Annotated in this window: 18 protein-coding genes; 3 read left to right on the forward strand and 15 right to left on the reverse strand. The window is 50.2% G+C overall.

Annotated elements, in window-relative coordinates:
* Window positions 1–8: 8 nt before the first annotated feature.
* The 9 genes from bshC to EDM21_RS07560 all read right to left on the reverse strand — a co-directional run bounded on the left by bshC (window position 9) and on the right by EDM21_RS07560 (window position 10,605).
* A complete protein-coding gene (gene bshC, locus EDM21_RS07520) occupies window positions 9–1,643 on the reverse strand; it encodes a bacillithiol biosynthesis cysteine-adding enzyme BshC (protein ID WP_157334343.1) in 1,635 nt (544 codons plus the stop codon).
* 587 nt (window positions 1,644–2,230) lie between these two features.
* Window positions 2,231–3,187, reverse strand: coding sequence for an ABC transporter ATP-binding protein (locus EDM21_RS07525; protein ID WP_157334345.1), 957 nt, complete (start codon window positions 3,185–3,187; stop codon window positions 2,231–2,233).
* Window positions 3,180–4,226 carry an ABC transporter ATP-binding protein gene (locus EDM21_RS07530; protein WP_157334347.1) on the reverse strand — a complete coding sequence of 349 codons (1,047 nt, stop codon included), beginning with the start codon at window positions 4,224–4,226 and terminating at the stop codon, window positions 3,180–3,182. Before EDM21_RS07530 ends, EDM21_RS07525 begins: the two co-directional genes overlap by 8 nt.
* 14 nt (window positions 4,227–4,240) lie before the next feature.
* The gene (locus tag EDM21_RS07535; protein ID WP_157334348.1) at window positions 4,241–5,176 is read right to left on the reverse strand and encodes an ABC transporter permease; all 936 of its coding nucleotides are present in this window, start codon (window positions 5,174–5,176) and stop codon (window positions 4,241–4,243) included.
* A gap of 2 nt (window positions 5,177–5,178) precedes the next feature.
* On the reverse strand, window positions 5,179–6,111 hold the full coding sequence (locus tag EDM21_RS07540) for an ABC transporter permease (RefSeq protein WP_068774413.1): 933 nt from the start codon (window positions 6,109–6,111) through the stop codon (window positions 5,179–5,181).
* Window positions 6,112–6,211: 100 nt separating this feature from the next.
* Window positions 6,212–7,891 (reverse strand): peptide ABC transporter substrate-binding protein, encoded by a 1,680-nt coding sequence (locus EDM21_RS07545; protein ID WP_157334350.1) that lies wholly within the window; start codon window positions 7,889–7,891, stop codon window positions 6,212–6,214.
* A 521-nt stretch (window positions 7,892–8,412) separates the two neighbouring features.
* A complete protein-coding gene (locus EDM21_RS07550; RefSeq protein WP_235918089.1) occupies window positions 8,413–8,805 on the reverse strand; it encodes a DUF3397 domain-containing protein in 393 nt (130 codons plus the stop codon).
* Between the two features lie 7 nt (window positions 8,806–8,812).
* Window positions 8,813–9,763 (reverse strand): ketopantoate reductase family protein, encoded by a 951-nt coding sequence (locus EDM21_RS07555; protein ID WP_157334351.1) that lies wholly within the window; start codon window positions 9,761–9,763, stop codon window positions 8,813–8,815.
* A 194-nt stretch (window positions 9,764–9,957) separates the two neighbouring features.
* Window positions 9,958–10,605: an RsfA family transcriptional regulator gene (locus EDM21_RS07560; protein ID WP_157334352.1), complete on the reverse strand. Its 648-nt coding sequence runs from the start codon at window positions 10,603–10,605 to the stop codon at window positions 9,958–9,960.
* Between the two features lie 376 nt (window positions 10,606–10,981).
* Between EDM21_RS07560 and EDM21_RS07565 the strand changes: the two genes are divergently transcribed.
* The gene (locus EDM21_RS07565; RefSeq protein WP_068774410.1) at window positions 10,982–11,212 is read left to right on the forward strand and encodes a DUF2626 domain-containing protein; all 231 of its coding nucleotides are present in this window, start codon (window positions 10,982–10,984) and stop codon (window positions 11,210–11,212) included.
* Between the two features lie 126 nt (window positions 11,213–11,338).
* On the opposite strand, the gene EDM21_RS07570 is transcribed toward EDM21_RS07565, so the two are convergent.
* The gene (locus tag EDM21_RS07570) at window positions 11,339–12,406 is read right to left on the reverse strand and encodes an SAM-dependent methyltransferase (protein WP_157334922.1); all 1,068 of its coding nucleotides are present in this window, start codon (window positions 12,404–12,406) and stop codon (window positions 11,339–11,341) included.
* Between the two features lie 314 nt (window positions 12,407–12,720).
* On the opposite strand from EDM21_RS07570, the gene EDM21_RS07575 reads away from it, so the two are divergent.
* On the forward strand, window positions 12,721–13,680 hold the full coding sequence (locus EDM21_RS07575; RefSeq protein WP_157334353.1) for a hypothetical protein: 960 nt from the start codon (window positions 12,721–12,723) through the stop codon (window positions 13,678–13,680).
* A gap of 101 nt (window positions 13,681–13,781) precedes the next feature.
* Window positions 13,782–14,879 (forward strand): coiled-coil domain-containing protein, encoded by a 1,098-nt coding sequence (locus EDM21_RS07580; RefSeq protein ID WP_235918092.1) that lies wholly within the window; start codon window positions 13,782–13,784, stop codon window positions 14,877–14,879.
* Window positions 14,880–15,137: 258 nt separating this feature from the next.
* Here the strand turns inward: EDM21_RS07580 and EDM21_RS07585 are convergent, their stop codons facing one another.
* The 5 genes from EDM21_RS07585 to typA form a co-directional block, all read right to left on the reverse strand.
* On the reverse strand, window positions 15,138–16,469 hold the full coding sequence (locus EDM21_RS07585) for a PhoH family protein (protein ID WP_157334354.1): 1,332 nt from the start codon (window positions 16,467–16,469) through the stop codon (window positions 15,138–15,140).
* Between the two features lie 125 nt (window positions 16,470–16,594).
* Window positions 16,595–16,867 carry a hypothetical protein gene (locus tag EDM21_RS07590; RefSeq protein WP_157334356.1) on the reverse strand — a complete coding sequence of 91 codons (273 nt, stop codon included), beginning with the start codon at window positions 16,865–16,867 and terminating at the stop codon, window positions 16,595–16,597.
* 208 nt (window positions 16,868–17,075) lie between these two features.
* A complete protein-coding gene (locus EDM21_RS07595) occupies window positions 17,076–17,354 on the reverse strand; it encodes a hypothetical protein (RefSeq protein WP_166541887.1) in 279 nt (92 codons plus the stop codon).
* A 47-nt stretch (window positions 17,355–17,401) separates the two neighbouring features.
* A complete protein-coding gene (locus tag EDM21_RS07600) occupies window positions 17,402–17,695 on the reverse strand; it encodes a YlaH-like family protein (RefSeq protein WP_157334358.1) in 294 nt (97 codons plus the stop codon).
* A 104-nt stretch (window positions 17,696–17,799) separates the two neighbouring features.
* Window positions 17,800–19,635, reverse strand: coding sequence for a translational GTPase TypA (typA, locus tag EDM21_RS07605; RefSeq protein WP_157334360.1), 1,836 nt, complete (start codon window positions 19,633–19,635; stop codon window positions 17,800–17,802).
* Window positions 19,636–19,871 lie beyond the last annotated feature (236 nt).

Consider the following 19,871-nt stretch of genomic DNA (forward strand, 5'->3'; position numbering starts at 1 on the left):
TCCTCCTCTTATATGTGAATCAGATAATGGCTTCCGTCGGGAGCTAAATCAGCCTCAACTAGTTCATCAAGCCAATTATACCCGTAACGGCTCAAAAATGCGCATACGTTGTAAACACGCTCCTGCGGCTTGCCCAGTGGAGTCAGAGACTGTTCCACACGCTTCCATTGGGCCAGAGCGGTTTCGTGCTTGCGTACAAGCGCCTGCTCCGATTTGTGCTGCAAATAGTCAATCTGGTGCAGAATCTTATCCAGATTGCTTCTTCCCAGTTCAGGCAGCCCCGCTTCTATCGAAGCGAGCGAATCCAGCAGCGGAGAGTAGATCTCACGCACGCCAGCCCGAGCTTCCTCGAAGCGCTGTTCGACGGGGAACGGACTCTGGCTGCCGAGCCAAGCTTCCTTCCGCGCTGCCAGAGAGCCGGAAGCCGCATCGTCCATGGACAACTCGTACTTGTCCATCCACTTCGTCACGGTGTCTTCGACAATCGTGAACTCCAAACGCGGCAGCACAATCGGCATCGTCATGCCATTCAGATGAAAAGCGTCCCGTGTCATCGCCCAATAGGCAACCTCCGCGGGACCAAGAACGGTGCCCAGCACCGGCAGCAGGAACTCCTGCATGAGCGGCCGCGACATGACGCCGTTGCTCAGGCGCTCAGGCTCCTCCGCTGCCACCTTCAGCAGTTCTTCCCTGCTGAAGGTGCGCAGCCCTTTCTTGTCGGTGAAGCCGTCTCCGCTGCGCTGCAGCAGGACACGCTCGCCGCGGTCATGGACGAACAGGTGAGCCTGTTCGTCCGATACATCCACTTGAGGCGCGTAGCCCAGCGACTCAACCTGCTCGCGGCCGCGGACAAGCGCGGCCGCAAGCGAGGCACTGCCGCCGATGAGCTGCGCGAACATCGGCCCTTCGAGCCTGCGCAGCGCCGGATCGTCGGCGTCAAGCAGCACGAGGCCGCTGTCGCCGAAAAGCGCCGCCATCCAACCGGCGAAAGCTCCGCTCAGCGTACGATCGCCGGTAATCGCAGTGCGCAAGTCACGCAGAAGCCCGGCTTTGTGCGGGCTGTCCGGCAGCGCTTCGTCCAGCTGGCGCAGGGCAGCTTCCCACGCTTCTGGTTCTGCTTCCCAGCGGCTTACTGAAGTGCGCAGATTCCAGGGTCTGTCAATCGCAATCTTGCTGATGTCGAGCCCGGGCCGCAGGACATGGATATGATCGACTTCTTCGAAGTCGTGATCCTCCCCTGCGATCCAGAAAACCGGAATAACCGGCGTTCCGAGTTCCGCCTCTGCCTGCCTCGCCGCCATAATGAGCGTTACGGCTTTGTAGATCACATACAGCGGCCCGCCGAACAAGCCGGCCTGCTGACCGCCTACAACGGCAAGTGTATGTTCGTCAGCAAGTCTGCCCGCTGCGGCAATTGCCGCTTCCTTACCGCCCATACGACGGTTATATTCAATCAGTACCTCTGCAAGCACGCTGCGGTCCGCACGCAGTGCATCCGAATGACGGACAGCATCGGCCCGTTCATGTAAACTTTCCTTGCCCCACGGATTATAATCAAATAACGACGACACACGGTCGTACTCTTGGATGTAATCCTCGGTTAAAGGCTGGCTCTTCTTCCATTTATATGCTGTACACGGCATCTCTAACAGCCGCCTCCCCCGTTAACCCTGTCTGTTAAATTCTCTTTCCTGATTGTACACGCCATTCCATCTATCGTCAAAACGTAAGCTACTATTAAAACATATCACACTAACTGTACTTTTTAAATACACATTTCTATTTCCTGCCTGCACTGGATAGTTATTTTCTTCATTAGAATAACTCTGTTTGTCTTTCAGGGCTCTTTAGCCATTTCCATTATCCACTGTAATAAGAAAAGTAATACACCTGGTTTCTTTACTTTTTCCTTTATTACCTATAACCCAGAGGCTAATTTATAACCAGGCATACCATTTATTTTTGTATAAACTCATTTTATTCATTTTGTATTAACGGGGGCCGGGGAGTCGTGTTTGCTAGGGAAATTTTCAAGACCGAGTGTTACGGCAAGATCTGAATACTTATAAGAAGAACATGCAGCTCAATTTGTAACGCTAGTTATCTCTGAAGAGATGCTATGACTCGAACCGTCCTTAATCATCCATTTTTGTCATCCGCACGAGAAAAAACCGTCTGTCCAGGCTGACCGAATCGGTCAGCTCTGGCACAGACGGCGTGCTAAGAACGTTTAGTATAAATGGCAGGAAACGAAATGTCCCGGCTCGACTTCTTTCATCGGAGGCATGGAACCTGCACATACATCCATCGCTTTGGGGCAGCGTGTCCGGAACGGACAGCCGCTCGGCGGATTCAGCGGGCTCGGCACCTCGCCTTTAAGAATAATACGTTCCCGCTTACGCTCAATTTCTGGATCCGGAATCGGGATCGCGGACAGCAGAGACTGCGTGTAAGGATGCAGCGGTTTTGCATACAAATCGGCGGAAGTCGTTACTTCAACCAGGTTACCCAGGTACATAACGCCAATCCGGTCGGAAATATGCTTCACCATTGCAAGGTCATGCGCAATAAACAAATACGTCAAACCATGGTCTTTCTGCAATTTCTTAAACAGATTCACGACTTGGGCTTGGACGGATACGTCCAGCGCTGAGATCGGCTCATCGGCAATAATAAATTGCGGCTCAATCGCCAGTGCGCGGGCAATTCCGATCCGCTGACGCTGTCCGCCTGAGAACTCGTGCGGAAAACGGCTCGCATGCTCGGCATTCAGACCCACCGCATCCAGCAGCTCCATGACACGCTCTTTCCGCTTCTTACCGGTAGAAAGACCGTGAATGTCAATGCCTTCGGCAATGATGTTCCCGACGGTCATACGCGGATTCAGCGATGCGTAGGGATCTTGGAATACCATCTGCATATTGCGGTGAAATTCATGCATTTTACGGCCGCTAAGCTTGTGGACATTCTCCCCGTTAAATATGACTTCACCATCGGTCGCTTCATATAAACGGATAATAGTACGGCCGGCTGTGGATTTACCGCAGCCGGATTCCCCTACCAGCCCGAACGTCTCACCGCGAAATATATCAATGGAGAAATTATCTACCGCTTTAAGAATCTTGCCTGGACCCAGATCGAAGTGCTTCTTCATATTGCGGATAGAAAGAATCGGTTGTTCAGACATGCTGCTTCCCTCCTACTTCGACGGGCCGCTCAACTTTGGGCGCATCCGGATGGAGCAGCCAGCAAGCTGCGCTGTGTTCCGATGACAGAGGAGTATGTTCCGGATCTTGCTCGACACATACTTGCATGGCATAAGGACAGCGAGCTGCGAAGGCGCAGCCTTTGGGCGGTGCGAACAAATCGGGCGGTGTTCCCGGAATCGGGACAAGCTCTTCGTCCGCTCTCGTATCCAGACGAGGAACGGATTTGAGCAGCCCCCATGTGTATGGATGTCTCGGATCATAGAAGATCTCGTCGACGGTGCCTCTCTCGACAATTTTACCTGCATACATCACGACAACGCGGTCTGCCATTTCGGCAACTACACCCAGGTCATGGGTAATTAGAATGACGGATGACCCTGTTTTCTCGGACAATTCTTTCATCAACTCAATGATTTGAGCTTGAACGGTCACATCGAGTGCCGTAGTCGGCTCATCCGCAATCAGAAGCTTCGGCGTACAAGCAAGTGCAATGGCAATCATAACACGCTGTCTCATACCGCCTGAGAATTCATGCGGATACTGTTTGACGCGACCTTCCACGTTAGATAGACCGACAAGACGAAGCAGTTCCATGGCACGCTGCTGGGCGGTTTCTTTGTTCATGCCCTGGTGTTTGATCAAGCTTTCTGAAATCTGGCGGCCGACGGTCATAGTCGGATTCAATGAAGTCATCGGATCCTGGAAAATCATGCCCATTTCCGAGCCGCGGATCGATTCCATTTGAGTATTGCTGAGCTTGGCGATATCCACCTCGCCTTTATTGCTCTTAAACTTTATAGATCCGCCTTTAATAACGCCGGGAGGTGAAGGAATCAGACGCATAAGCGTTTGGGAGGTTACGGACTTACCGCAGCCCGACTCTCCTACGATGGCGAGTACTTCGCCCTTTCTCACATCGAAGGAGACGCCGCGTACCGCCTGAACTTCACCCGCATACGTGTTAAAGGAGACCTTCAAATCATTCACTTCAAGAATATTTTCTTTATGCTTACTCAAGGTACTCCCTCCTTCTACTTACGCATTTTCGGATCAAGTGCATCGCGCAGGCCGTCACCGAGCAGGTTGAAGCTGAGCAAAATCAAACTAAAGACGAAGGTTGGAAACAACAAGCGATACGGGAAATAACGCATGTTGTTGGCCCCGTCTGACATTAGTGATCCAAGAGAGGCAAGCGGTGGTCTCAAACCGACACCGACAAAGCCCAGGAATGCTTCTGCAAATATAGCAGATGGAACAACGAACGTGATTTGAACCACAATAATACCCAAAGCGTTCGGAACAAGGTGACGCAGGATGATACGGGAAGTATTTGCACCCAGTGTACGGGAGGCAAGTACATATTCCTGCTCTTTTAATTGAAGCACCTGTCCGCGGACAAGCCTTGCCATCGGCACCCAGCCTGTTATCGCATAGGCGATAATAATAGAGGTAATTCCCGGCTTCAGTACCATCATCAGCAAGATCGCGATCAGAAGGAACGGGATCGAATAGATCACTTCAATAAAACGCTGCATGATCGCATCTACTTTTCCGCCATAGTATCCGGAGATACCGCCATAGATAACGCCTACAATTAAATCAATGATGGCAGCGATAATACCGATAAAGAGCGATACGCGGGTTCCCCACCAGACACGGGTCCACAAATCACGTCCCAGATCATCTGTCCCGAACCAGTATTCCGCACTCGGCTTCTGGTTCGCCATCGGTGGATTTGTCGCGCTGTACGTGTGGCTTGACAGCAGAGGAGCAATGATAGACATAATCGTTAGAATAATAAGTATAAACAAGCCGGCCATAGCCAGTCGATTTTTCTTAAGTCGCCGCCAAGCATCCTTCCAATACGTCTGCGACGGGCGGACGATTTGTTCCTGCAGCTGCTCATCTTTTGGAAGAGGAACAAACTTGCCTGGTGCGATAACTTGGGGTTGTCCTTGTTTTTGCATGCTTATTTCCCGCCTTTCCCCAGACGAATTCTAGGGTCAATATACCCATAGAGGATGTCGGTAATTAGAATTACAAAAATTAGAATAGCAGAATAAAATACTGTCAATCCTGAAATAACCGTATAGTCATTCGAATAAATAGCGTTAACCAATTGCTTTCCTAAGCCTGGAACCGAGAAAACTTGTTCCACAACAACCGTACCGGTTATCAAGCCGGCAAAGACCGGACCGATAATGGTTACAACAGGCATAATCGCATTTCGGATCGTATGACGCCATACAACTGTTCGGCCTGACAAGCCTTTAGCTTTAGCCGTCTTGATGTAATCCTGATTAAGAACGTCTAGCATAGAGGTTCGCATCATTCTGGCTACATTCGCCATGGTACCGAACGTCAGCGCAAGAGTTGGCAGAATCTTATAAGATGGGCCTTTCCAGAGAGCCGGCGGCAGCAAGTGCCACTTATTCCCGATATAATAAGCAATAATTGGACCCAGGACAAACGAAGGAACCGCAATCCCAAGCACCGCGATAAACATGGCCGTACGGTCCTGCCACTTATTGTGATTAAGAGAAGCGACAATTCCGAGCAGCAATCCGAATACAACGGCTATTGAAATCGAATATAATCCAAGTTCAAGAGAAGCCGGGAATCCCCCTTTAATCATGTCCGCTACATCTCTGGCAGGGAATTGGAACGAAACCCCCAAATCACCTTGCAGGATGTTTTTGACATAGATTAAATATTGCTGCCAATAAGGCTTATCCAACCCGTACTGGGCAAGCAGAATTTGATAGTTCTCTTTGGTCATCTTCAGAACTGCTTCACCAAACGGATCGCCTGGGAGCAGTTTCATTAAAACGAAGGTGAGCGTGACGATAAGCCAGAGTGTAATGAGTGCATATAACAGACGTTGCAGAATATATCTGAACACATAAGATCCTCCTTTGGGATAAAATGAAGCCGGAAGGGGACGTCCCGCGAGGTGCGTCCCCTTCTGACTTAAGGTGCTATAAAGCTGAATGAAAAGTAGCTTATTTCGCCGCCTTCATTTCTACCCAACGAGCTTCCCACTCCATGCCGTAGTTCGGCAGAACAAGTCCGCTTGCTGTGTTACGTACGAGGTAAGGAACTTTACGGGAGTAAAGAGGACCGACCGGCATATCCGTCATGAGAATTTTCTCTGCATCGACGAGCAATTGAGCACGTTTTGCAGGATCGGCTTCTTTGTCGGCTGCTTTAATCTTCTCGTCATAAGCCGGATTGCTGTAATACACGTTGTTGAATTCGCTGCCGGTTACCCACATATCGAGGAACGTCATTGGGTCGTTATAATCAGCGCCCCACAGAGCCATGATGATATCGTAATCACCCTTGTTCTGGCGTTCTACACGCAGTTTGTGAGGAATTGGCTCGCCCACCGGTTTGTAGCCGAGGTTCTTCTCCCACTCGCCCATGATGAACTCGATGGTTTTCTTGCCTGTACCCTGCTCGTCACCTGTCAGCTTCAGTTCAGGAAGCTTGTCGATACCCAGTTCTTTCAGACCAGCGGCAAGATATTCTTTCGCTTTAGCAGGATCTGCTTTAGGAAGAGTCTCACCCGCGGACTTACGGAATTCATTCTTGTTGCCATCTTGCGTTCCGTCTGCTACGAGTCCTTTAGCAGGAGCTGTACCGTTCTGCAGAATCGTATCCACATAAGACTGGCGATCGACAGCAAGTGTCAGCGCCTTACGGATGTTAGCGTTCGCAAGAGCTTTGTTCTTGGTGTTGAACATCAGGTAAGCGGAAGTCAACTCATTCTTAATTTGAATGTTTGCTTTCTCAGCGTCTTTCTTCGCCATGTACTGCGGGCCGGAAAGGCTGATCAAATCCGTTTCTTCTGTTTCATACAGGTTCAGGGATGTGTTGGAGTCCGTAACGATATTCACGACCAGCTTTTCCAACTTCACGTTGGCAGCATCCCAGTAATTCGGGTTTTTCTCGAACGTCAGGCTCGCGTCATGCTTCCATTCTTTCAGAACGAAAGGACCTGCACCCACGATTTTGTCTGCGTCTCCGCCGTATTTCTCGCCGTTCTTTGTTACCATATCTTCACGCTGTGGGAAGAAGATCGGGAAAGCTAACAGCTGCTCGAAGAATGTAATTGGCTTCTCCAATTTGATTTCAAGCGTCTTGTCGTCAAGCGCCTTAGCACCGAGCGCCGCTTTTTTCGCTTCCAGTTCTTCCGGCTTAGCTTTAATTACATCGTTACCGCCCTTGATCCATGCAGGCATGAAACCATACATGGCTTTCGTGCTCGGATCCAGTGTGCGTTGGAAGGAATATACAAAGTCGCTGGCTTTAACCGGCTGTCCATCCGCCCACTTCGCATCACGAAGTTTGATCGTGTAAGTAAGACCGTCTTCAGAAACTTGCGGCTTGTCTGCAGCCAGACCCGGCTGAGGCTTGCCGTCTTTATCGATCCGGTACAATCCTTCGTTAAGTGCATTCAGCATTGTAAACGCTGCATTTGTAGTTCCTTTAGAGCTGTCAAGAACCGGAGGTTCTGCGTTGAAGTTCACGCGCAATTCTTGTTTAGCGGCCGGCTTCGCTGTCTCGTTGCCATCGCCCGATGCTGCCGGAGCTTCCTCGCCATTGCCGCAACCTGCTGCCAAACTGCCAACAAGCGTCAGCGCTACTGCTGTAGACACCCATTTTTTTGTAGTTTTCATTTCGGTATTTTCCTCCCTTTAATAGATGATTCTTATGGATCAAGGCGCTGACCGAAAATTTTGAATTTTCCGGTGACACCGCTTCCCCTGCTTACGAGGGTAATACCGAAGGCCAACAAAATCCAAGATTAGAATCGATCTTGGTTGGTACGGCCCGGCAATCTATGTCACATTTTATAACATAGAATGTCAGAACGTCTAGCCTCTTTACAAAGAAAATCTCCTACAAGCGGCAATTTGTTAAAATGTTGTAAAACTCAAAACTGTTACTAATTACCTATTATACAACCAAAGGTCAATAAAATCTACTTGTAATTTTCTACATAAGAGGAGGAATCCGGCCCGTTCCAAAGTCCTTCAATACCTTATCTGGCGCGCGTTACAGCGTTAAAACAGCACTTGATTGAACTAAGGTCAATTCATGCCGTTGCCGGGGGATCTAAAAGGCTGAAACAGGATTTTATACAGAAAAAGCCCTCTTTCATCTGAATACTTGTAAAAAATCCGGCAGGAAAGGGCTGCTAGGCTAGCATAGCAGTCCCCATCCAGATGAACATAAACATGACATAAAGCACCGTAAGTCCCATAAAACTAAGACGCCAAACGATACGTAATGACTTGCCCAGCTCCACCTTCCCCTTTTTGTCCGTATGATAACCGCCAATTAACCCAAAGACAATCAGGATCAACAGAAGCAGAAACCACAAACCGAATGAACTCCCGAAAATTTGGTTCCACAGCGAAGCGACAGAACCGAGCAACAGGAAGGTCGTGATATCCATAGTAATCCGGACTGATTTTTTCTTGTGTTTGGTAAAAGCATAGACGATTATCCATATGAGCACAAAGGAAAGTATAGGAAGCATTGCCAGAGCCGCATACAAATTCGAAAGACTTTCTGCCAGAAAATCCAACCATTCATCACCCTTTTAGTTCCGCCGCTTTAATTAACCGGTACACAGTCTCATTCACGGGCAAAGCTAATCCTGTTCGTTCCGCCAGCCGCAGTAAACCGCCATTAATCGATTCAATCTCCGTAGGCCTGCCGGCCGTAAGATCCTGAAGCATCGAAGAATGATTGCCAGCCGTCTTACGGCAGACCTGCAAGATTTCGTCCCAGTGCGATTCCTCTATGGAAATCCCCTGATATTTCGCCACTTCCACCCCTTCATCAAAAAGGCTGCGCATCAACGAAAGGGCTTGTGGGGATTCAGGAAGTTCCCCGTTGCTTACACCCAGAAGGGCAGTCAGAGGATTAATAACCGCATTAATCAGCAGCTTTTCCCAAATCGTGTGATTTATATTTTTCGACAACGACGCCTGAAATCCTGCTTGTTCTAAGCATTTTTGAATGTTATCCAAAACCCCGTCTGACGAAGAGCGGCTCTCACCCGGATACACCAGTCCGATCCGTGTCCAGCCCCGGCCCGTATGGGCTGCGGAGATAGGCGTAATCTTGCGGGCGCCTTCTGTCGTAACAGCTTGAATCAGATGATCCCGATTTGTCGAGATGCCCAGCGCATCCCAGTGTCCGATCCCGTTCTGGATCGAGAGGATCACTGTGTCTCTGGACGCAGAGGCTATGTAGGAGGCCATATCCCCATACATCGCCGTCTGCTTAACCGCCAGTAGGATCGCATCCGGCTTCGAGTCTGAGGTCTGAGGCTCCCACACCAAATCCTGGAAACTGCGGACATTGTCCACATGAATATAGACCGACGACTCTCCCTCTATTTCAATGCCATTCTCCCGGAGAAGCAGCGCCTGCTCCCTGGTTCGTGTAACAAGGTCGATCCGGCAGCCCGATGCAGCCAGTTTAGCTGCGAACAAAAGACCTAACGCCCCTCCACCCATAACGCGGATATATCTCATTTTTGTCTCTATATTTTCCGCCCCCTTTTCAATCTCTCTATACGTCACATTTGAGGCTCTATTAAGTACGTCAACGGATTCTCAAGATCCGAATTTCCTCTAAGAGTATAAAACGCCCGCAGGCCTTTTAACAATACACAATAACATAAAAAATCCCGCCGCATCTAGCCGGACGGGACTCTTAAACTTTCAGCTTAATCAATTCTTTCAAGATTTCCATTGGCATCCATTTTAAAACGCGGTTTACTATCTTCTTCTTCTTCCACAAGAAAGGCCATTTTACGTGCCCGATCCATGATCTGTATAAGCGCCTTATAATCGTCATTGACTACTCGGTAATCGGTTTCAACTTCATTGACCTGCTTGTTGAGCTGTTCATTCTCACGGCGGAATTTAGCCAGTTCTTCTTCTTTTTCATGCAAAGCTCGTTCGACTTGCTTAATATGACGCATAAGATCCTGATAAGTCTGCTTCCATTGGCGCAGAAAACGGATGACCGCATCAATCGATATGGCCTCTTCATTCACTTCTCTGGATCTGCTGTCCATTCCTTCCAGAACCGCTGTGGATGCTCCGCCGCTAAAAACGGATACAGCGGCATGTTTCTTGAGCTGAGCTCGTTTTTGTCTTTGGGCTTTAGCGATTTGGATCGCAGCCTCGTATTTTTTGCGCACAAAGCTGTTCCAGCGAAAACCGCAGGCTGCTGCTGTGCGGCCGATTCTTTCACCCACTTCTTCAAAAGCGGCGAGCTGAGTCCCGCCCTCCCGGATGTGACGCAGCGTAACTTCCGCTAGAATCAAATCATCCTCATCGCTCCATGCGTCCTGCCTGATTGCCGTCATCTTTTACAATCCTCCTAACCTATTGTCCAAAAGTAGATCATGTCACCAGTCGTGCACCCGGTATTCCATATGCCTATCCGACAGGACCGTTCGTTATAAGCAGGCAGGAATGATTAGCCGCGAACGTATCCATTCGTAATATCTCTATGCCCCTGGTAGATTTCATAGAATCTATTCGATACTATTTGGTATTTCCAAAATTTATGACACTCATACCTCTAATAAGTGAGTTGAGAGAGGAAAGAACCACCATTTCTGTAAACCCTGTCACAATCTTTTAACAAAGGTTGTCTTTTGTATGTTTACACTGCCGGGTCTACTGGGTATAATGAAGATTAGATTATTTCGCATCGTGGTAGGAGAGGGGGAAATTTTCATGGATCGCATGTTCCGAGTTCTGGGTTTCTGGACTCTGGTGATCGCCCTGATGAGTTTGGCGGGAGAATTGTATCCCATGTCCATGCTGTTCTTTTTTCAAACCATTGTATTTGTAATGTTGGGTTATCTGAAACTGTCGGAAAAGACATACATTGTCCTTTTCTGGGGTTATATGGTCCTTTCGTTTAGCGGATTTACGTATTGGTCCGTCTTCAAAATGCCACTCTAACCCTCACATGCAACCTACATAATGGCACTTGAACAAAAAAGGTGTTTCGCGACTGAAATCGCGAAACACCTTTTTTTGCGGGATCTTCCTTCCCTCTGCCGCATACCTTCGGCGGACGGTGACCGTCTAGCCGCGGGTGAGCGTCAGCACCTTGAACAGCTCGCTCATGCCGTCGCTGAGCAGAAGCTGCCGGATCGCCCGGTTGCTGCGGGCCTCCGGACTGAACGGGTCCGTGCCCGCATGCGCCGCCAGCCGGCCGAGAATCCCGCAGCGCACCAGAAACTCGCGCTGCGTCTCATACCCGGCGACGGTCCATCCCGCCGACCGGGCGGCCCCCATGCACGCCGTGAAATCGACGTGCGCGGTGATATCCTTACGCCCCGGTGCGGCGTAAGGAAGATCATCGGCGAGATGCCGCCGGTAGCACAGCAGCGTCCCCTTCATCCGGTGGGACGCATAGAGCTCCCCGGCGGTATCGCCGTAATCCACCACCAGCATCCGGCCGCTGCGGATGCGCGGGGCGACGCGGGCGATCCACTGGCCCGCGTCCAAGTTCACTTCCGCCTGCTGCCCATCTGCCAGGCGGATGCCTTCGCGGCTTATATGCACAGCAGCCGCATGACCCGGCTCGAGCGGCTGCCAGCGCTCGCACCACCCGCCGCGGTCGTCCAGGCCGACCGCGCACAGCTCGAGCCGGCCGCCCGAGGAGCGGATGCGGTGCACCGGCATCGCATCCAGCAGCTCGTTAGCGATGGCAATAACGCCATCGCCGGGCGGCTCGGCAAGCCACTGCGCCTCCTCAGCGAAGCGCAGGGGAGTGCCGTGTTCCTGCAGCTCCTGCCGCTGCAGATTGCGGTGGTACGCGCTCGATTCGATGGAGGTGAACCGAATCCTCTCGTACAGAGCAGGCTCCTGATCACGCAGAGCATCCAGCACGTGCCTCGCGAGCCTGCCTGTACCACCGCCCCACTCCACCAGCTCGACCGGGCGAGCCGAGCCGTTAGGACCCATGGTGCGTATCACCTCTTGCGCAATCATCTCTCCCATCCAGCGGCCTACAAACGCACTTGTATAGAAATCGCCATCCCGGCCGATTTTGGGCTCTTCCCGGCGGTAATAACCGCATGAGTCCTCATAAAGGCAAATTTCCATGTAAGCCCGGAATGTGAGAAGACCAGATGGGGATTCACTCATCTTGCGGCGAAGTGCAGCTTCAACTCCCGGATGGCCGTTTAGAGGGAGAGACTTACGATTTTCTTGTTCTCCCCCCTCTATTTCCACCCCGCTCTCTCTTCCTTGCGAAAGAGCCGAAGCTGCTTTCTCTGTTTTTATAGAATTCTTATCATAGAGACCGGACACTTATTCATCCCCCGTTTCAGGCGTATTTTCCTTGCCCCGCAGATCCGATTCGATCATTTTTTTACACTTCGCCTCAAAAAGTAGGGATAAAGACAAAGCTTAGTTGAATAGATATAATAGAGAAGGTAGATTAAGGAAGGAGCTTCTTCATGTTTAAAAAATGGCTCTTACTTGCATTCGTCGCCGTTGTCCCTGCCGCCTTGGTTAACGGCTGTACCGACCGGGCTGCTACCAGAGCTGCCGTACAGCAGGCCTTGACCAAACAGGCTGAGATGAATTCGTACTCTTTTACCGGAAACGCCGAATTAAAGATGAACGGACTTCCGGCGGCCGAGGACATAAGTCCCTTAACCGCGCAGCTCTTTTCTTTCCTGAAAGACAGCCGGATCTCTTGGAAAGGGTCCGTTGAAGCCAGGCCTTTCCGAACCCAGACCGATCTTATCTTGAATTCAAGAAGCGCCGGTGCCGAATTAACCATTCCCGTCTTTTTCCAAGATAACAAATTGTACTTCCGCCTGCCACTTCTTAATCAAAAGGACGAATACTTCGTCACCAGTTTGAAATCACCGGGCGATCCACAAGACACAAACGCGGTAGACAAGCTTCAGCAAGTGTCCAGTCTTACTTCTGACCTGTCTGATTTGCTCATGGAAGGAGCAGATGCTGCCTGGTTCGATGAAGAGGACACTGTGCTCGCAGACGGTTCCTCCGCCAAATCCTATACGGCTGCCGTAACCCGGGTGAACGCCGGAGCGTGGAACAAACAACTTCAAGAGAAGCTGCCTCGCGTCCTGGATGCCCTTGCGGCTAACGGCTTTATCTCAGACACACAGGCCGCACTATGGAAGAAGGAAGCGGCTGAATTCAAGCTCAAAGCCCCGGGCAAATGGTCCGTTACGGTGGACGGGCAGGGATTCCTCCGTAAACAGGAAATCGATCTGGTTTTCACGGCCGGCGACAGTAAACCGGATACGTCAGAGGACAAGAAAATAACGCTTCAACAGACATTTGACGGCATTAATCAGATGCCGGCCGTTCAGAAGGAAGTGCCTGCACGCACCAAATCTTTCGACGAGATTCTTAAACGTTTGGAAGGTGCAAGTAAATAATCGGTTACCTGCTTACGTTCCGGCCTCGGGAGGTAAGTATTTTTTTGAAGGACCATTTCAAATTTCTGGACTTATCACAGGTAAAAAGGGGCTCTTTATTCATGCTTTATAACCGAATGTTACGCTCGCTCTGCAGCCTCCTGCTCATCGCCGGCATCATCCTCCCCACCGTGCAGGCTGCAGATGACAAGGACGCCGTCAGGAAGGAAACGGAAGCTCTCCTTCAGAAGGGGCTGACCGTCCATGAAATCGACCGCGAAATTGAGCGCCTTGCCGAAGAGGACAGCAAGCTCGTGGTCAAAATGACGGATACCGAGCAGAAGATCGCGGTGCAGGAGGTTCGGGTCAAGGAAGCCAAGAAACGGGCGGCACGCGTTATTCGCTCTTACTACAAAGGAGAACGCGAATCGCTGTGGAGCGTGCTGCTTAGCGTGCGTTCCCTCGCGGATATGCTGAAGACCTACGAATATCTGGATCTGATTCTAGACCGCGACCAGCAGGCCTTAGAGACTCATCAAGAAGCCTACCGCGAGCTTGGCACAATGAAGAACAAGCTCGCCAATGAGCGGACCGATTTGCAGAAGACTAAGGAAAACTACTTAAAACAAAGGGAGCGGGTCGTAGCGCTTCAAGCAGAGCTCAACCGGGAGCTGGATGCCAGCGGCCGCAGCGAGCTGATTCTCGCTCTCATTCAGGAGTTAAACGGCCGCTGGGAAGAAAAAGGGCTCCCTCTTTTCCGTGAATATTTCCGGGGACTTGCCAGTGTTATGGAATATTTCCCTGAACTTCTTACACCAGGCGGTAAAAACAGCCATTTGACGCTTGAGAACGGCGGCGGTAAATTCCAGATGACCGATCATGAGTTAAACGCCTTCTTACGGAGCAAAAACAGCATGTTCGATGATCTTACTTTCCAGTTCAGGCCCGATGGTGTGCTTGCTTTCGGCACGAAGGATGATATGGATGTGTCGATCAAGGGGACTTATGAAATGGAAAAGGACGGCGATCAGCCTGTCGTTGCGTTCCGCGTCTCGGAGCTTGTGTTTAACGGATTTAAACTCCCGGATACTACAAGCAAATCTCTGGAAGAAGAATTCGATTTGCGGATCTACCCGAAGAAGTTGTTTTCATTCGTATCGGTGGAACAGATTATTTTGCAGGAAGGTCTCCTGGCCATCCGGCTAAAACTTACTTGGTGAGTCCAAGGAGCGACCAAACACTCTCTTGAGGGTACAGCCAGCGACTCCCTGCATAGCGTAAGCGGTCGCCCCCTGCATGATGTGCTTATGAAGCGGACGGCCAGGACTTATCACTGCGAGGTTATTTTCATCATTTCTTACTCTTTGGCAGGCATTCTGCCAGGGGCCCGCCAATCTAGAGGAAAAGCGTCAGGCTAATCAGCCTGACGCTTTTCTTTGCCTCTTTGGGTGGTCTCAAGCTTCCGCTTCATCTCTCCCCTACAACAGATCAGCGGCCAATTGGGCCAAGTGAGACCGCTCGCCTTTTTCCAAAGTAACGTGTCCGCTGATTTCAACATGCTTGAACCGCTCTACCGCGTACGTCAATCCATTGCTTGCGGCATCCAGATAGGGGTGATCGATTTGGCCCGGGTCCCCGAGCAGTACAATTTTACTTCCCTCGCCTACACGGGAAACGATTGTTTTCACTTCGTGCTTCGATAGATTCTGCGCTTCATCAATGATAATAAACTGTCCGGGAATTGAGCGGCCGCGAATATAGGTTAACGCTTCGACTTGAATACTGCCCATTCCGGCCAAAATTTTATCAATATCTCCGGATTTTTTCGTATCGAACAGAAACTCCAGGTTGTCGTAGATCGGCTGCATCCACGGCCTCAGCTTCTCATCCTTTTCCCCCGGTAAAAAACCGATGTCTTTGCCCATAGGCACGACAGGGCGCGCGATCGTCAGCTTCTTGTATTTGCGTTCGTCCTCTACTTTCATCAGACCCGCTGCCAGCGTCAGTAAAGTTTTACCGGTCCCGGCTTTCCCTGATAAAGTCACGAACGGAATATCATCATTCAGAAGAAGCTCTAAGGCCATCCTCTGCTGAGCGTTACGGGCCGCAATCCCCCATACCGGATCGTTGGACAAGTACAGCGGCTCCAATTTCTTGCCATCCGATGACGTCTTAAGCAGAGCGGATTTGGATGTGCCGAGTTCATCGCGCAGGATAACAAACTCATGGGGATTCAGCTTATAACCCAAATGCAGGGCCGGTACGCTCAGAAAGCGGAAGGAATAGAATTCGTCAATAACCGCAGGATGCACGTGCAGAGTCGCACAGCCGCTGTACATTTCATGATCCGAAACGACACGGTCCGTTAAATAATCCTGCGCCGTCAGTCCGAGCACATCCGCTTTAATTCTTACCAGCGTGTCTTTGCTCACTAGAATGACCGGACGAGCCTGCGGCTTGCTCTGCTCTTCTGTCAGGTAATTGAGGGCGACGGCGATAATCCGGTTATCGTTGGTCGCATCGGCGAACACTTCCTGCATTTTATTGAAGCTCCGGTGATTCAGTTCTACCTTCAGGGTTCCGCCGCTGTCAAGCGTGATCCCGTCATGAAGACGTCCCCTTGTACGCATCTGATCGAGCAGCCGGGAGAACATTCTGGCATTACGGCCAATTTCATCGGCATTGCGTTTTTTGGTGTCTATTTCCTCCAGAACGACTGCGGGAATTATGACTTCATTATCTTCAAAAGAGAAAATAGCGTTCGGATCCTGCAGCAAAACATTCGTATCGAGCACGAAAATTTTTTTCATTCCCGAAATCCCCTCCCGATTCACAGGTGTTTGGCAAGGAAACTGCACACCTTATCTTTCATCAGCAGAAACCGCGAAAATCCGACATGCTTCATAAGAGACAAAAAGCCCGGGCACCTGGGTGCCTAGGCTTTAAGTATCGCTTCAAGCTTACCGCACAGCCGATCAGCTGCACGCTCAACTAACATGTTCATACATTCAGCATCCATAGAGATAACATCCGAGCTGGAGTAATCGTTCTCTGCAGAACGAATCATACCCGCATCCGTTCTATCCCCAGATGAAAGCATACCAATCAGAGATGCGCCGGATTCCGTATCGGCCGTATGCGGGCAGGCGTTGTAATCTACCTGGAGATTCATCCGTTGTTCCGAAAGAGCGGTCATGTTTTCTGCCATTCTTCCCAGCGCCTCCTGCAACATAGAATACATGCTTACGTACCGGATCGAGAGGATCCGTAACTGAATTCAGTATAACATGGTGCTAATCATCAAGCTATGTACAGCGGTGGAGTCACGTATTCACACTCCTTTAGCAGCGGATACTTCTATTGTATTCGCATCCACACAGAAGATATGTCAACCTTGTCTTATTCCGCTCCAAAGCTCATTGTTCGTTATATTTGGGATTGGACCGGATATCGGCCAGAAGGCGTTCCACACGGTCCCGGTCGTAAGGCTGTGATTTGCTGACTCCTTCATGAGTGTAATCCAGACGAATGATCTCCTCATCCACAACAACAAGTCCAAAACTTGTCACCTGGTGATCTTCCTGCAGAATTTCGGCAAAAAAATCAACGGTTTCCGCTGCCGCATGGTCATCCGGCCTCGCATCAGCTACCAGGCGGATTTGTGCCCAATTAAACAATGCATCCTGAAGTGTCACACGAATCCCCCCACGCCCTTACCGGGCAATCGATTATTGGCATGTACTTATTTCGTGCTGCTTGCCTCATTCTTTTTTCTTCTGCCCTCAATAAAATACCGGATCCGCAAGATCATCATCAGCAGAATGGCGAAGGCAAGGGAAGGGACGATCGGAATTTGCGGTCCCAATACTTGAAACAGCGTCAGCATCAAAGCGCTTACCGCAAGCAGAATATAGACGATCAGAGTCTTAAGCAGAGGCAATCTCCGGGTGCGGAACACTTTGTTGTACACATAGGAAATCATAACGAAAATCAGTAAACAGGTGATCCAAAAATTCTGGGCGAACCATTCATTCATGAACGATCTCCTCCTTATATCCATTGTATCAGGTGTAAAAAAGAAGGGAAATACGGCGAAGGAACTTAAATTCCCGCTGATTTCCCTTCGTTGCTCGTTACTATTTAGGCGTTCGCCGTCTTACGCTGTTTCTCAGCGCGTTCGCGTTCGTTTTTGTTCAGAATCTTCTTGCGAAGACGAATCGATTTAGGAGTGATTTCACAATACTCGTCATCGTTCAAATATTCAAGTGCCTGCTCAAGCGAATAGATTCTCGGCACTTTCAATTTAACGGTATCATCTTTACCCGCTGAACGGATGTTGTTCAACTGCTTTTCTTTACAGATGTTCACGACGATGTCGTTGTCACGTGTGTGTTCGCCGACGATCATACCTTCGTATACTTCAGCACCCGGTGTTATGAACAGGGTACCGCGGTCTTCAATGGACATAATTCCGTACGTCGTGGACACTCCGTTCTCCATCGATACCAGAACGCCTTCATGACGTCCACCCACACCTGCACCTGCATAAGGACCATAGCTGTCAAATGCATGGTTCATGATCCCGTAACCGCGTGTCAGCGTCAGGAAGTTCGTGCGGTAACCGATCAGTCCGCGTGCAGGAATCAGGAATTCAAGACGAACGTTGCCGTTGCCGTGGTTGACCATGTTCACCATCTCGGCTTTACGTGTTCCGAGACTTTCCATGACAGCACCCATGCTGTCTTCAGGCAGGTCGATAAGCAGGCTCTCGATCGGCTCCATCTTCACTCCGTCGATATAGCGGATAATAACTTCAGGCTTCGATACTTGAAGTTCGAATCCTTCACGGCGCATGTTCTCAATCAGGATACCCAGGTGGAGCTCGCCGCGTCCGGAAACGATAAAGGCATCCGGGCTGTCCGTTTCTTCTACACGAAGACTGACATCTGTCTCCAGCTCGTTAAACAGACGCTCACGCAGTTTACGGGATGTTACCCACTTGCCTTCACGTCCCGCAAAAGGACTGTTATTGACGATAAACGTCATCTGCAGGGTCGGCTCATCGATTTTGAGAACCGGAAGAGCTTCCGGGTTGGCAGGATCCGCAACCGTTTCGCCAATGTTGATATCTTTGATACCGGAAATCGCGATAATGTCACCCGCGCCCGCTTGTTCGATTTCAACGCGCTTCAAACCTTGGAATCCGAACAGCTTCTCGATCCGGGCCTGCTTCATGCCGCCCTCACGAGTCATAACCGCAACTGTTTGTCCCTGTTTGATAATTCCGCGGTTAACACGACCGATACCGATACGGCCCAGATATTCGTTAAAGTCCATCAGGGTCACGAGGAACTGAAGGGGCTCTTCCGTGCTTTCAGTCGGATGAGGAATGTGAGAAATGATAGTTTCGTACAGAGCAAGCATGTTCTCGTTCTGAGTATCCGCATCCAGGCTGGATGTACCTTGCAGGGCAGATGCGTAAACAACCGGGAATTCGAGTTGCTCATCATTTGCACCAAGCTCAATGAACAGATCCAGTACTTCATCGATCACTTCAAGCGGACGTGCGTTGGGACGGTCGATTTTGTTAACAACTACGACCGGAGTCAGGTTCTGCTCCAATGCTTTACGAAGAACGAACTTCGTTTGCGGCATTGTGCCTTCGAATGCGTCAACGACTAGCAGTACGCCGTCTACCATTTTCATGATGCGCTCAACCTCACCGCCGAAATCGGCGTGTCCTGGCGTATCCACGATATTGATCAGATGGTCTTTGTAATTGATAGCCGTATTTTTAGCAAGAATCGTGATTCCGCGTTCCCGCTCAATATCACCGGAGTCCATAGCCCGTTCTTGAACCGCTTCATTGTCGCGAAACGTACCGGACTGTTGAAGAAGCTTATCAACTAGCGTTGTTTTACCGTGATCGACGTGCGCAATAATAGCGATGTTGCGAATTTTTTCTCTGGGAAACATAAAGTAAGTCCTCTCTCTTGTGCGCAGATGCGCTGGTTAGTAATCGTAGACCGGTGAACCTCATCTTGCTTTGTATTACCGTTATGTTACGCGAAAGTGCAGGAGATTACCCTCCGGCATCTTACGGGGACATGCTGAAACGAGTATCAAATCCATGGTCGTGCTGCGCTGTGCGGTCCAACTGAAGAGCGGGTCTACCGGACAGCCAGCATCTTGGCTCAAAATAAAGCGTCGGA

The organism is Paenibacillus lutrae, assembly GCF_009757775.1.
Lineage (GTDB): Bacteria > Bacillota > Bacilli > Paenibacillales > NBRC-103111 > Paenibacillus_F > Paenibacillus_F lutrae.